Here is a 12,567-nt window from a genome sequence, read left to right as displayed (position 1 = left end):
CGTGCTGCGCGCGCATTCGCTTCACCCTGTTTCGCCCTGTTTCACCCACTCACAAGAACCAAGGAGACACCGTCAATGAAGTCACGCGCAGAACGCTCCCTTCGCGCCGCCGTCCTGACCGGCTCGGCCGCCGTCGCCAGCCTCACCGCCGGCGCCGCGCACGCGCAGTCGTCGGTCACGATGTACGGGATCATGGATGCCGGCATCGAGTTCGCCAACCACGCGGCGCCGGAAGGCGGCAATTCGTACAAGCTCAAGTCCGGCAACAAGAACACGTCGCGCTGGGGCTTGCGCGGCGTCGAGGATCTCGGCGGCGGGCTGAAGGCCGTGTTCCGTCTCGAAAGCGGGATCGATCTCGCCAACGGCGCGTCCGACGACGGCCCCGACTCGATCTTCGGGCGCCGCGCAACCGTCGGCCTGAAGGGCAAATGGGGCGAGATCTCGCTCGGCCGCAACTTCACCGTCACCTACGACTACATGCTGCCGTTCGACCCGATGGGTTATGCGCAGAACTACTCGTGGGCAACATCGTCGATGGCCACCGGCGGCCGCAAGGACGGCATGTTCACGCGCTCGTCGAACGCGGTGCGCTACGACGGCGAATTCAGCGGCTTCAAGTTCGGCGCGATGTACGGCTTCGGCAACGTGCCCGGCAGCGTGAAGACCAGCTCGAAGTACGATGCGGCGATCGGCTACGAGGGCGGCCCGTTCGCCGCGGTGGTCGCGTTCGACCGGCAGAACGGTGCGTCCGACAGCGTGACGCCGGCCGATCCGGTCAACTACATCCAGGGTATCCACGCGGGCCTGAGCTACGACTTCGGCAACCTGAAGACGATGGCCGGCTATCGCAACTACAAGCGCACGTATCGCACGAGCGCCGCGAACCAGTTGAGCGACATGTATTGGGTCGGCGGGTCGTACCAGTTCACGCCGACGTTCTCGTTGATCGGCGCCGTGTATCACCAGAACATCAAGGGCGGCACGGATGCCGATCCGACGCTCGTGTCGATGCGCGCGCAATACGCGCTGTCGAAGCGCACGGTGCTGTATGCGGCCGGTGCGTTTGCGATCGGGCAGCACGGGCAGAAGGTCGGCGTATCGCGCGATGTCAATGGTTACGGCACCACGCAGGTCGGGGTGACGGCCGGGATTCAGCAGCGGTTCTGAGTTTGATGCGGCGGGTGGCGGCGCGCGCGTTGCGCGCCCGCTCGTTCGTTCGCTCGCTCGTTCGCTCGCGACGGGCCACCCGAGCTTCGGTCGTTGCACGAAGCGGCTCGCCAAACCCATCGGTATCCTGAAGAGATCGCGTGCGCAAACGGCGCCCGCCACGCGTGCAGCCAAGCCGCGCGTCGCCTCTTCATCATTCGCCGTCGCCCATCGTGAACACCGGTCGCACCACGCTGCTCGTGTCGCTCCAATGCGCGCCGACGTCCGCCAGCGGCACCGCCCGCGTCTCGATTGTCAGGCCTGCCGGCCCGGCCGCGTCGAACACGCCGCGCACCGAGGCCAGCAGGCGCGGCAGCGACACACTGCCGAGGCCACTGCCCATCAGCTCGATCGCGGTCGCCCGCAACACCGCACCCGGCAACAGCACGTCCGCGCCGCCGATCGAGCCGATCTGAACGAAGCGCAGCCGGCGGCCATCGGGCGTCGCCTTCGCCGCGGCAACCAGCAATGCCTGCGCGCTGCTCCCCCACAGATAGTCGAGCACGACATCCACGCCCGCGCGGAAATGCGGCTCGAGCGCCCGCGCCAGATGCACGTCGTCCTGCTGCAACGACACGACGGCATCCGCACCCGCACCGAGCAACGCTTGCAGCGCGGCCGCGTTGCGGCCGGTCGCGATCACCTTCGCGGCGCCGAGGTGCTTCGCGATCCGCACCGCCAGCCGTCCCGACGTACCCGTCGCGCCGTTGACGAGCACCGTCTCGCCCGCGACGAGCCGCGCGCGCTCCGTCAACGCGGCCCACGACGACATCCCTGGAATCGCGATCGCTGCGGCCGTCACGTCGTCGAGTGCGTCGGGCAGCGGCACGCATCGCGTATCGGGTGCGATCGTGCGCTCGGCCATCGCGCCGAACGGTGCGGGCGAGCCGAAGAAATAGACGCGTTGCCCGTCGTCGAGACGGCCCACGCCGTCGACGCCGACGACGAACGGATAGCGTCCGTCGGACGAGTAATGCGTGCCGGACGCACGCGCCTGTGCGATCCGGCTCAGCGCGGACGCGGTCACGTCGATCAGGCGGTGGCCCGGCATCGCACGCGGTGCTTCGAATTCCATATGGACGGGACGCTCGCCGGCGCCGGTCACAACTGCTGCTTTCATGGTTGCTCCTTGAATCGGGGATCTCGATCGACGATCGCGGCGCGCGTCATTGCGCATCGAGCCACGCGCGCAGCGCGGGATCGCGCACGTCCAGCACGTCGAACAGGCCAAGTGCGCGCAACGCGGGCAATGCGTCGATCGTGTCGGCTTCCGCGCGCGCCCGGTCGGCAGGCGCGGCGTTCGGGTCGGTCAGCACCCGCGCGTTGACCAGGAACGCACCGACGGTGCCTTTGCGGATCGTCGTTCCGTGGGCCTCGATCCGGTCGGCATGGTCGGGAAGCATCTGTTCGGCTCGCATCGTGTCGTACTCCGGTTGTCATCGATGGACGCAGTGTAGGCGTGCGAATCCGGCCGATCTCCGGTATAACTGCCATTCGATACCGATATCCGGCCATGTCCGATCCACTCCTGCCCGCTCGATTCGTCACGTCCGACGACGGCCCGTTCGTCGTCGCGGCCGTCCTGTCGCAACGCGACCCGCGCGTGACGCCGCCGCACGCGCATGCGCGCGGCCAGCTCGTCGGTGCGTTGAGCGGGCTGCTGACGATCGGTCTCGACGACCAGGACTGGGTCGTGCCGGCGATCCATGCGATCTGGATTCCGCCGCATTGCCGGCATTCGTTGCGCTCGTTCGGGCCGATTTCCGGCTGGTCGGCGTTCGTTGCCGAAGCGCGCTGCGCGGCGTTGCCGGATACGCCGCGCGCGATCCGCACGACGCCGCTGCTGCGCGAGGCTGTGCAACGCGCGGCGAGTTGGGATGGTTCGGAGCTGGATGCCGCGCGGACACGGATCGCCGACGTGATCCTCGATGAAATCGCGTCGTCGGAGGTCGAGGCGCTGGGGTTGGTGCGGCCGCAGGATCCGCGGCTGATGAAGATCACAGATGCGCTTGCCGCGGATCTCGCGGACAACCGGCGGCTGGAGGAATGGGCCGAATGGGCCGGCATCAGCGCCCGGACGATGAGCCGTCGCTTCGTCGCGGAGACGGGGCTGACGTTCGCGCAGTGGCGTCAGCAGGCCAGGTTGCTGCGGGCGCTGGAAAGAATTGCCGACGGCGTGCCGGTGACGACGATCGCGCTCGATCTCGGGTACGACAACGTGAGCGCGTTCATCGACATGTTCCGGCGCGCGTTGGGGACGACGCCGGGGAGGTATATGGAGCCTCGAAGCGCGGCATAGCAAGCGGATCGCGCAAATCATTGAACCAGCGCGCCGCACGCCCCCCCACTCAAAGAATTGCCCGGTAGGCTTCGAGTGCTTTGCACGTCTGAACCATGCCTTGACGTTGCAGGATCTCTAGATATCGATCTGCGGTCAATGGCGGATACTTGAGCGTTTCTCGTTGCCGCCGCGCAGCCGCTACGACCGCCGCAGGTTCAAGATCGAATAGATTGTCGACGAACGCGTCGGGGTGCTGGGCCTCGACGCCGTATGGCGACAGCCCCTCATCCGGGAAATCCTTCTGATTGAACGTCACGATCACGCTGGCGTTGCAACGGATTGCAGCCGCGAGTACGTGACGATCATCGGCGTCAGGTAGCGTAAGCCCATCGATCAGCGATTCATATCCGGTCACCACAGCATCGGGTATTGCCCGATCCATCAGACACGACGTCCGATCAAGCTGCTCGGCGCTCAAGTCGGGACGGTTGCGCAAGAGGTTACGCTTCCACTCGTTGTGAATATGTGCGCTCCAGCGAGCCCGGAAGCATCCACTCAACGCAAGCCGCATCAGAAAATCGCGAAGCGGCGCGGGATAAAGCACACAGGCATCATAGACGGCCGTGAATGGCGAACTCGTCATTCGTAGCCCATCCGCAACTCCTGAGCTTGCCTGCTCAACTCATCCATTGCATCGGCACTCGCCTGATCACGCTCTGCCTTGTAATGCATCAGATCGGAAAAACGCACACGACGATGCTTGCCCGTCCGGTGGTACGGCAGCGCATTCGATTCAAGCAGCTTGATCAAGTGCGGGCGAGAAACATTGAGCAAATCTGCCGCTTCCTGAGTCGTCAATTCCGCGTGAACCGGTACGACCTTGACCGCGTTGCCACCGGCCAGCTCCGCGAGAATATCGACCAACAGCCGAAGTGCGGACGTCGGGAGCTCAACCTGATGAGCTCGATTCTCGTCATCAAAGATCTGAATGCGCTGTGTATCGGTTCGCGTTGCGAGATACGCCGCCAGCGTGCGCTGCCCTTCGACAGCCGCCTGCATCTCGCGCTCAACGGGCAAGATCATGTCAGGTGTCGTGGGTTGGGGCATCGCGCTCTCCAATCGAGGGTTTCAGAATCGCGTCAGTCTATTCGAAATAAACGAAAATCGCAATAATCGAAACATGATATCACCCCAATTATTGAGACCACACCCCGCTTGGCTCAATACGTCCCATCCCCCTTCTTTACGGCCTCTTCCCCCTTCCCCTTGAACTGCGAAGCCAACCGCTCCGCGCTCCTCGCCAGCAGCGTCGTATCCACCCCAACCGCGACGAACAACGCCCCCGCTTCCAGATAGCGCCGCGCGGCCGCCTCGTCGGCGCTCAGAATGCCCGGCGCCTTGCCGGCTGCCTTGATCGTCCGGATCGCGCCATCGATTGCGGCCTGCACGTCCGGATGCCCCGGATCGCCGAGATGCCCCAGGTCTGCAGCCAGATCCGCCGGCCCGATGAACACGCCGTCCACACCTTCGACCCGCGCAATTGCATCGATCGCATCGAGTCCCGCCCGCGTCTCGACCTGCACGAGCACGGCCATCTCGTCGTTCGCGCGATGCAGGTAATCACCGACGCGATTCCACCGCGACGCCCGTGCCAGCGCACTGCCCACACCGCGAATCCCGTGCGGCGGATAACGCGTTGCCGCCACCGCCGCGCGCGCCTCGTCCGCACTCTGCACCATCGGCACCAGCAACGTCTGCGCCCCAAGATCGAGCACCTGCTTGACGATCACCGGATCGTTCCACGGCACCCGCACGACCGGATGCGACGGATACGGCGCGATCGCCTGGAGTTGCGCGAGGATCGTCGGCACCGTGTTCGGCGCATGCTCGCCGTCGATCAGCAGCCAGTCGAAACCGGCGCCCGCAACCACTTCGGCGCTGTACGGATTCGCGAGCCCGAGCCACAGCCCGACCTGCGCATCGCCACGCGCAAGCGCGGCCTTGAAGACATTCGAAGGAATCTGCATCGCTCGCTTACCTCACTCGAAGTAACACTGGATCGTCCCGAGCGGGCCGTAGTCGACGCTGAACGTGTCGCCCGGCCGCGCCGCGCACGGCCGCGTGAACGAACCGCCGAGCACGATCTGCCCCGGCTCAAGCGCGACGTCGAAGCGCGACAGCCGGTTCGCGAGCCATGCGACGCCGTTCGCCGGATGGTTCAGCACGCCGGCCGCGACGCCCGTTTCCTCGACCACGCCGTTGCGCGACATGATCGCCGCGACCCAGCGCAGGTCGACGTCCTGCGGCTTCACGGGCCGCCCGCCGATCACGACGCCCGCGTTCGCCGCGTTGTCGGCGATCGTGTCGAACACCTTGCGTGGCCGCTTCGTGTCGGGGTCGATCGACTGGCTGCGCGCGTCGATGATCTCGAGCGCCGGCACGACGTAATCGACCGCGTCGTACACGTCGAAGATCGTGCAGTCCGGGCCGGTGAGCCGCTTGCCGAGCACGAACGCGAGTTCGACCTCGACGCGCGGCACGATGAAACGGCCGGTGGGAATCGTGCCGCCGTCGGCGAAGAACATGTCGTCGAGCAATGCGCCGTAGTCGGGCTCGTCGATCTGCGACGTGTTCTGCATCGCTTTCGACGTGAGGCCGATCTTGTGGCCCTTCAGCGTGCGGCCTTCTGCGAGCTTGAGGGCGACCCACGTGCGCTGGATCGCATACGCGTCGTCGATCGTGATGTCGGGATGGTCGAGCGAGATCTGGCGGATCTGCTTGCGCTCGCGCTCGGCGTCGTGCAGACGCTGCGCGAGCTGGTCGATGATGGCAGGTTCGAGCATGGTCGGATCGGGAATGGGGTTCAGCCGGCCCGCTTGTAGCGGGCGTGGATATTGTTGTGCTTGTACGAGCCGCTTTCGCTGAACTCGGTCAGTTCCATCGACAGCGCAAGGTAGCGTTTCGCATACAGTTCCGCGAAATGCGCCTTGATCGCGTCGAACAGCGCGTCGCACGCGGCTTTCTTCTGCTCGTCGGTACGGCCCGAGCCGATCTTGAGCGTCACGTGGACGAACGCGTCGTCTTCCGTCCCGTCGGCCACGCAGTAGTCCTGCAGTTCGATCGCGCGTGAGCGGATGCCGCCCGTCGGGAACACGCCGCCCTGCGCGATCAATGTGGCGTTGATCGTGCGCAGCAGCGTCGGAATGCGCGCGTCGTCGCGAATGTTCGCGGTGTATTCGACGACGATATGTGGCATGGCTAGTCTCCTGTCGAATGCGGGGCGCGGCGTTCAGGACAACGGAAAGATCGCATTGATCTGACCGGTCCCCGAGCTCGCGAAATAGTCGGTGACGATCTCGACAGGCTTGTCGTAGCGATCCCAGCCGAGCAAGCCGAGCAGCATCGCCGTGTCGTGCATCCCGCCTTCGCCGTGGCAATGCGTGTTGTATTCGGGCAGCATCGCGCAGAAGGTCTTGAAATCGCCCTGCTTCCACAGCTCGACCACGCGCAGGTCGACCTGCCGGAAGAATTCGCGGCTGATCTCGTGGATGGATTCCTCGGGGCTGCCGTTGTCGTTGAAGCGGTGCGACAGCGACCCGCTCGCGAGAAACGCGACGTTCGAATCGCTCTTTTCGATCGCTTCGAGCAGCGCCTCGCCGAAACGCCGGCTTTCGTCGAGCTGATGCCACATGCACCAGCCGGCGATCGACACGACCTTGAAGTGCTGGTCGGCGTTCATGTAGCGCATCGGCACGAGCGTGCCGTACTCGAGCTCGAGGCTGTCGATCTCGTGCGCGCGCGTCGCGATCCCGCGCTCGCTGGCTGTCTCGGCGATCAACTGGCCGAGCGCCGGGTTACCCGGATACGCGTACTGCATGTCGCGGATGAAATGCGGCAGTTCGTTGCTCGTGTACGTGCCTGAGAACTGCGCGTTGCAGTTCACGTGATAGCCGGCGTTGACGAGCCAGTGCACGTCCGACACGACGATCGTGTCGACGCCGAGCGCGCGGCAACGCTCGCCGATCAGTTGATGGCCGCGGATCGCCGCCTCGCGGCAGCCGTGATGCCTGCCGGGCAATTCCGACAGGTACATCGACGGCACGTGCGTGATTTTTGCGGCGAGGGACAGTTTGCCCATCGTTCAAGTCTCCTGTCGGCTGGAGTTAGCGCTTCAGCGCTTACTCCGGCCCCATGCTTGGCCGGCATTCCGGCTAAGGAATCATTTCGTGCTGCCAGACGACTCGCGCCCGTCACACGCCCCAGCGCGGAATATGGTGCGAACCCATCGAGATGCACACGTTCTTGATCTCCGCGAACACCTCGAAACTGTATTCACCGCCCTCGCGCCCGGTACCCGATTCCTTCACGCCGCCGAACGGCTGGCGCAGGTCGCGCACGTTCTGGCTGTTCACGAACACCATCCCGGCCTCGATGCCGCGCGCCAGACGATGCACCTTGCCGACGTCCTGCGTCCAGATGTACGACGCAAGGCCGTACGCGGTGTCGTTCGCGAGCCGCAGCCCTTCGTCTTCGTCCTCGAACGGGATGATGCACGCGACCGGCCCGAAGATCTCTTCCTGCGCGACGCGCATCCGGTTGTCGACGTCGGCCAGCACGGTCGGCCGCACGAAGTTGCCGTTGCGCAGATGGTCGGGCAGGCCCGCCGGCTTGTCCGCGCCGCCCGCGACCACGCGTGCGCCTTCCTGCTCGCCGATGCGGATATAGCTCGTCACCTTCTCCCAGTGCTGGCGCGTGATCATCGCGCCGAGATTCGTGGCCGGATCGGATGGATCGCCAACGATGAGGTTGTTCGCGCGGCGCGCGAATTCCTGCACGAAGCGATCGTAGATCGTGCGCTGCACGAAGATCCGCGAGCCGGCCGTGCAGCGTTCGCCGTTGATCGAGAAGATCGTGAACAGCGATGCATCGAGCGCGCGGTCGAAATCGGCGTCGTCGAAAATCAGCACCGGCGACTTGCCGCCAAGCTCCATCGAATACTTCTTGAGACCGGCACGCTCCATGATCCGCTTGCCGGTGACGGTGCCGCCGGTGAACGACACCGCACGCACGTCCGGATGGCGCACCAGCGCATCGCCGGCCGTCGCACCATAGCCCTGCACGACGTTCAGCACGCCCGGCGGGATACCGGCTTCAAGCGCGAGGCGGCCGAGCTGGTCGGCCGTCAGCGGCGACAGTTCCGACATCTTCAGCACGGCCGTGTTGCCGAGCGCGAGACACGGCGCCGTCTTCCACGTCGCGGTCATGAACGGCACGTTCCACGGCGACACCAGCGCGCACACGCCGACCGGCTGGTACAGCGTGTAGTTCAGCATCTGGTCGTCGACCGGATAGGTGCGGCCGTTCATCTGCACGCACACTTCCGCGAAGAAGTTGAAGTTCTCGGACGCGCGCGGAATCAGCTGCTTGCTCGTCTGCGCGATCGGCAGGCCGGTGTCCTGCGTCTCCAGCGCGGCGAGCATCGGCACGTTCTTCTCGATCAGCTCGCCGAGCTTGCGCATCAGCTTCGCGCGCTCCTTGGCGGGCGTGTTCGCCCATTTCGGGAACGCTTCCTTCGCGGCGCGCACGGCCGCGTCGACTTCGGCCTCGCCGCCCGATGCGACGTCGGTGATGACATCGCCCGTCGCGGGATTCAGCGTCGTGAACGTCTCGCGGCTCTCGACTTCCCGGCCGCCGATCCAGTGCTTGATGGTCATGCTCTCTCCTTGGGCGACGGGCTCAGCCGGCGCGATAGTAGTCTGCTTCGCCGACGATCGTGTTCACGAGCCGGCCAATCCCTTCGATCTCGGTCACGACCTCGTCGCCCGGCTTCGTGTCCGCCAGCCCCTCGGGCGTGCCGGTCAGGATCAGGTCGCCCGGCGAGAGGGTCATGAAACCGCTGATGTGTTCGATCAGTGCCGGCACGTCGAAGATCATGTCGCGTGTGCTGCCACGCTGCGTCTCCTGGCCGTTCACCGTCGTACGCAGTGTCAGGTCGCCCGCATCGCCGATCTCGTCGCGACTCACGAACCACGGCCCGAGCGGCGTGCAGGTGTCGCGGTTCTTCACGCGCAGGTTCGGGCGGTAGTAGTTCTCGAGATAGTCGCGGATCGCGTAGTCGTTCGCGACCGTATAGCCGGCCACGTAGTCGAGCGCCTGCGCGCGGCTCACGTTGCGCGCGGGCCGCCCGATCACGACCGCCAGCTCGCACTCGTAATGCATGTGGGTGGCATCCGCCGGGCGCACGGTACGCGACCGGTGGCCGATGAACGTGTTCGGCCCCTTCAGAAAGATCAGCGGCTCGCTCGGCGCCTTGAACGCGAGCTCTTTCGCGTGGTCGGCGTAGTTGAGGCCGAGCGCGAACGTCGTGCGCGGCGCAACGGGCGGCAGCCACTCGACCACGTCCTCGGCCACGACTCGCCCCGTATCGAGGCGGATCGCACCGTCGCCGGCCGGTTCGGCCGCATGCAGTGCGCCGTTGTAGATCACGCGCGCCGTCTTCATCGTGCTTCCTCCGCAATCAGCGTGTGCCGCAACGTGCCGATCCCGGCGGCGGCGATCTCTATCGTGCTGCCCGCACGGGCGCGCGGTGCGCCGCCGGCAACGCCGAGCAGCAAGACATCGCCCGCGTCGAACGACATGAAGGCCGTCACATCGGCGATCAACTCGCGCACGGAGCGAATCAGCGTAGCCGTCGAGGCGGCGACGGCCACCTCGCCGTCGATCCGTACGGTCAAGCCGATCGCGTCGACATCGCCCAGCGCGGCGACCGGCACGATGGCCGGGCCCAGCGGGCAGAAACCGTCGCGGCACTTGAAGCGCACGGCCGGACGGTAGTAATCGGGATGCGGCACCGACACGTCGCTCGCGAGCGTGAAACCGTGAAGGGTGTCGAGTGCCTGCGCGGCCGGCACGCGCGTCGCGCGGCGGGCGAACACGACGGCCACCGACGCGCCGATCTCCAGCGCGTCGACGCCGGACGGCACGACGACGGCCGCGCCGTTGGTCGCATGCGTGTTGGCGGGCTTGATGTAAAGAATCGGCGCCTGCGGCGGGCGCCCGTAAGGCGGTGCGTTCACGGCATCGCCGAGCGCGTCGAGCGCCGCACGCTCGTTGAGCAGCGCACCGTAGACGGTACCGATGGCGACCGGCAACGGCGGCGCCGCGGCGGTCGTGCAAGACAGCTCCATGCGTCATTCCCCTGCCGCGCGTCGCGGCGCATCGTCAATAGTTAATATCTTAAGTAAACAATCGGGCGCTGGCAACCTCGATTACCCTGATATGCGAAATTCACTACCCGCGGCTGTTAAGATTGATGCGTCCCCGTCCTCTACCCACCCCGATGAACCGTACGCTCGACCATCGCAACCTGGCCATGCTGCTGCTCGAGGCCCGCGAAACGCTGATGGGTCTGTTTCGCCCCATTCTCAAGGAATTCGCGCTGACCGAACAGCAATGGCGGATCATCCGCGTGCTCGACGGCGAACCGGCGCAGGCGCTCGAAGCGGGACAGATCGCACGACGCTGCTGCATCCTGAGCCCGAGCCTCACGGGCGTGCTGGAACGGATGGAGCGCGACGGCCTGATCACGCGCACGCGCGCACAGGAAGATCAGCGCAGGCTGCTGGTGAGCCTGACGCCGCAAAGCAGGAAACTGGTCACGGAAATCGGTCCGCGGATCGACGAGCAGTACCGGCAGCTCGAATCGCGGTTCGGCCAGGACGGCCTCGAAGACATCTATCGCGCGCTCGACCGGCTCATCGAGCTCGGCGGCAACACGTGAAAACGGCGCCCGCTCCCGCCAGCCGCGGGAACGGGCGCCGGTGCAGCGCGGGCGATCAGTGCACCGCGCCGCGCATCAGCTCGGTCACGGCCACGCCACGCGACGTGCGCATGCATTCCTCGACGTAATCGATGAACGGCAACGGTTCGAAATCGATTTCGTCGCGCACGCGGCGGTTGTCGAACACGCGATCGACCGTCGCGAATTCCCCGCAGCGCTGCAGGGCCCGGCCGATCACGCGCTCGAGTGCCGGATCGGTCCGCCCGAGCACATCGCGCACCACGAGCGGCAACTCGGCCGGCGCACACGCCGCGTAGCGCGGTGCGCCCGTCATCCCCGCCGCCTCGTCCATCGCACGCACGATCTGCGCGACTTGCGGTGCCTCGTCGCCGGCCGACACGTGATACAGGTCGTGCGCGAGCGTCGGCTTGACGGCCAGCAGCATCGTCGCACGCGCCACGTCGTCCACCGACACGATGTCGATGCGCGTCATCGGTCGCGCGGTGAAACGGCGCGCGGCATGCGCGAGCCGGAACATCCAGAACGAATTCGGCGCGGGCCGCGTACCGAGCACCGTGTGGCCGACCACATGCGACGGCCGCACCACGACGAGCGGCAGCCCGAGCGCGCGCAGACGCTGCTCGGTCTCCGCCTTCGCGTGCAGGTAGTCCGCCGCGAGCACCGCACCCGGCAGGCCTTCATCATCGCGGGCGACGGCGTTCGCTGCGTCGCCCGCGGCCTCTTCCTGCACGATGCCGCCGCGGCCCGCATGCGCATAGGCCGTACCGACATACACGAAGCGCTGCAGGCGCGGCGCCCGCGCGAAGCGTTCGGCGAAGCGCACCGCATCGGCGATGTCGGCCTGCAGGTGCGCGCCGTCGGCCGGCGACGCATGGCCCGCGCAATGAATCACGTGCGTCGCGGCGGCGAGGCGCGGCGCGTCGGCGCCGTGCCACACGTCGCCGAGCGCACCGACGATCACGTTCGCATCGGTCAGGCGCGACGCCCAGTACGGCGCCAGCCCCGCGCGCAGCGCCGCTTCGCGCAGCCGCGCGACGGCGTGGCCGCGATCCTGCGCACGCACGACGCAGACGATGCGGTCGAGCAGCCCCGCATTGACGAGCGCCGTCAGCACGGTACTGCCGATGAAGCCGGTTGCGCCGGTCAGCACCAGGCGCCCGACGTTCGCCGCCGCGACCGGTGCGCTGGCCGGCGACACGAGGCTCGTCCGCCAGTTGAGCGACAACGCGGTTTTCCAGATCAGCACGATAGTCTCCTTCGAAGAATCGGCCGGGCGGCA

At 66.4% G+C, this 12,567-nt stretch carries 15 protein-coding genes; 3 read left to right on the top strand and 12 right to left on the bottom strand.

All coding sequences use genetic code 11. The features are described 5' to 3' along the window. The first annotated feature begins 75 nt into the window (after positions 1-75). Positions 76-1,167, top strand: coding sequence for a porin (locus G3O00_RS21005; RefSeq protein WP_206144197.1), 1,092 nt, complete (start codon positions 76-78; stop codon positions 1,165-1,167). A gap of 193 nt (positions 1,168-1,360) precedes the next feature. On the opposite strand, the gene G3O00_RS21000 is transcribed toward G3O00_RS21005, so the two are convergent. Further along, positions 1,361-2,326 (bottom strand): zinc-binding alcohol dehydrogenase family protein, encoded by a 966-nt coding sequence (locus G3O00_RS21000; protein ID WP_206144196.1) that lies wholly within the window; start codon positions 2,324-2,326, stop codon positions 1,361-1,363. A gap of 46 nt (positions 2,327-2,372) precedes the next feature. Beyond that, positions 2,373-2,624 (bottom strand): hypothetical protein, encoded by a 252-nt coding sequence (locus tag G3O00_RS20995; RefSeq protein ID WP_011355374.1) that lies wholly within the window; start codon positions 2,622-2,624, stop codon positions 2,373-2,375. A 95-nt stretch (positions 2,625-2,719) separates the two neighbouring features. On the opposite strand from G3O00_RS20995, the gene G3O00_RS20990 reads away from it, so the two are divergent. Next, entirely contained in the window at positions 2,720-3,505 is a 786-nt protein-coding gene (locus tag G3O00_RS20990) for a helix-turn-helix transcriptional regulator (RefSeq protein ID WP_206144195.1), read from the top strand. Between the two features lie 49 nt (positions 3,506-3,554). On the opposite strand, the gene G3O00_RS20985 is transcribed toward G3O00_RS20990, so the two are convergent. The 9 genes from G3O00_RS20985 to G3O00_RS20945 form a co-directional block, all read right to left on the bottom strand. Further along, positions 3,555-4,130 carry a PIN domain-containing protein gene (locus G3O00_RS20985; protein ID WP_206144194.1) on the bottom strand — a complete coding sequence of 192 codons (576 nt, stop codon included), beginning with the start codon at positions 4,128-4,130 and terminating at the stop codon, positions 3,555-3,557. Next, the gene (locus G3O00_RS20980; RefSeq protein WP_206144193.1) at positions 4,127-4,594 is read right to left on the bottom strand and encodes a helix-turn-helix domain-containing protein; all 468 of its coding nucleotides are present in this window, start codon (positions 4,592-4,594) and stop codon (positions 4,127-4,129) included. Before G3O00_RS20980 ends, G3O00_RS20985 begins: the two co-directional genes overlap by 4 nt. 113 nt (positions 4,595-4,707) lie before the next feature. Beyond that, positions 4,708-5,514 carry a 4-hydroxy-2-oxoheptanedioate aldolase gene (gene hpaI, locus G3O00_RS20975; RefSeq protein ID WP_206144192.1) on the bottom strand — a complete coding sequence of 269 codons (807 nt, stop codon included), beginning with the start codon at positions 5,512-5,514 and terminating at the stop codon, positions 4,708-4,710. Positions 5,515-5,526: 12 nt separating this feature from the next. After that, positions 5,527-6,330 (bottom strand): 2-oxo-hept-4-ene-1,7-dioate hydratase, encoded by an 804-nt coding sequence (gene hpaH, locus G3O00_RS20970; RefSeq protein ID WP_174932437.1) that lies wholly within the window; start codon positions 6,328-6,330, stop codon positions 5,527-5,529. A 20-nt stretch (positions 6,331-6,350) separates the two neighbouring features. Further along, positions 6,351-6,743, bottom strand: coding sequence for a 5-carboxymethyl-2-hydroxymuconate Delta-isomerase (locus tag G3O00_RS20965; RefSeq protein ID WP_174932435.1), 393 nt, complete (start codon positions 6,741-6,743; stop codon positions 6,351-6,353). A 33-nt stretch (positions 6,744-6,776) separates the two neighbouring features. Next, positions 6,777-7,625, bottom strand: coding sequence for a 3,4-dihydroxyphenylacetate 2,3-dioxygenase (gene hpaD, locus G3O00_RS20960; RefSeq protein WP_206144191.1), 849 nt, complete (start codon positions 7,623-7,625; stop codon positions 6,777-6,779). A 112-nt stretch (positions 7,626-7,737) separates the two neighbouring features. Next, the gene (gene hpaE, locus G3O00_RS20955; protein WP_206144190.1) at positions 7,738-9,201 is read right to left on the bottom strand and encodes a 5-carboxymethyl-2-hydroxymuconate semialdehyde dehydrogenase; all 1,464 of its coding nucleotides are present in this window, start codon (positions 9,199-9,201) and stop codon (positions 7,738-7,740) included. 22 nt (positions 9,202-9,223) lie between these two features. Further along, the gene (locus G3O00_RS20950) at positions 9,224-9,988 is read right to left on the bottom strand and encodes a fumarylacetoacetate hydrolase family protein (protein WP_122946875.1); all 765 of its coding nucleotides are present in this window, start codon (positions 9,986-9,988) and stop codon (positions 9,224-9,226) included. Beyond that, positions 9,985-10,674 carry a fumarylacetoacetate hydrolase family protein gene (locus G3O00_RS20945; protein WP_206144189.1) on the bottom strand — a complete coding sequence of 230 codons (690 nt, stop codon included), beginning with the start codon at positions 10,672-10,674 and terminating at the stop codon, positions 9,985-9,987. The genes G3O00_RS20950 and G3O00_RS20945 overlap by 4 nt, the downstream gene beginning before the upstream one ends. Before the next feature lie 152 nt (positions 10,675-10,826). Between G3O00_RS20945 and hpaR the strand changes: the two genes are divergently transcribed. Further along, positions 10,827-11,267 carry a homoprotocatechuate degradation operon regulator HpaR gene (gene hpaR, locus G3O00_RS20940; protein WP_039356885.1) on the top strand — a complete coding sequence of 147 codons (441 nt, stop codon included), beginning with the start codon at positions 10,827-10,829 and terminating at the stop codon, positions 11,265-11,267. A gap of 55 nt (positions 11,268-11,322) precedes the next feature. Here the strand turns inward: hpaR and G3O00_RS20935 are convergent, their stop codons facing one another. After that, positions 11,323-12,534 carry an SDR family oxidoreductase gene (locus G3O00_RS20935; RefSeq protein WP_174932428.1) on the bottom strand — a complete coding sequence of 404 codons (1,212 nt, stop codon included), beginning with the start codon at positions 12,532-12,534 and terminating at the stop codon, positions 11,323-11,325. Positions 12,535-12,567 lie beyond the last annotated feature (33 nt).

The sequence above is a fragment of the Burkholderia sp. Ac-20384 genome (genome assembly GCF_017104605.1).
GTDB lineage: Bacteria > Pseudomonadota > Gammaproteobacteria > Burkholderiales > Burkholderiaceae > Burkholderia > Burkholderia lata.
This window is presented reverse-complemented; position numbering and strand designations above follow the sequence as displayed.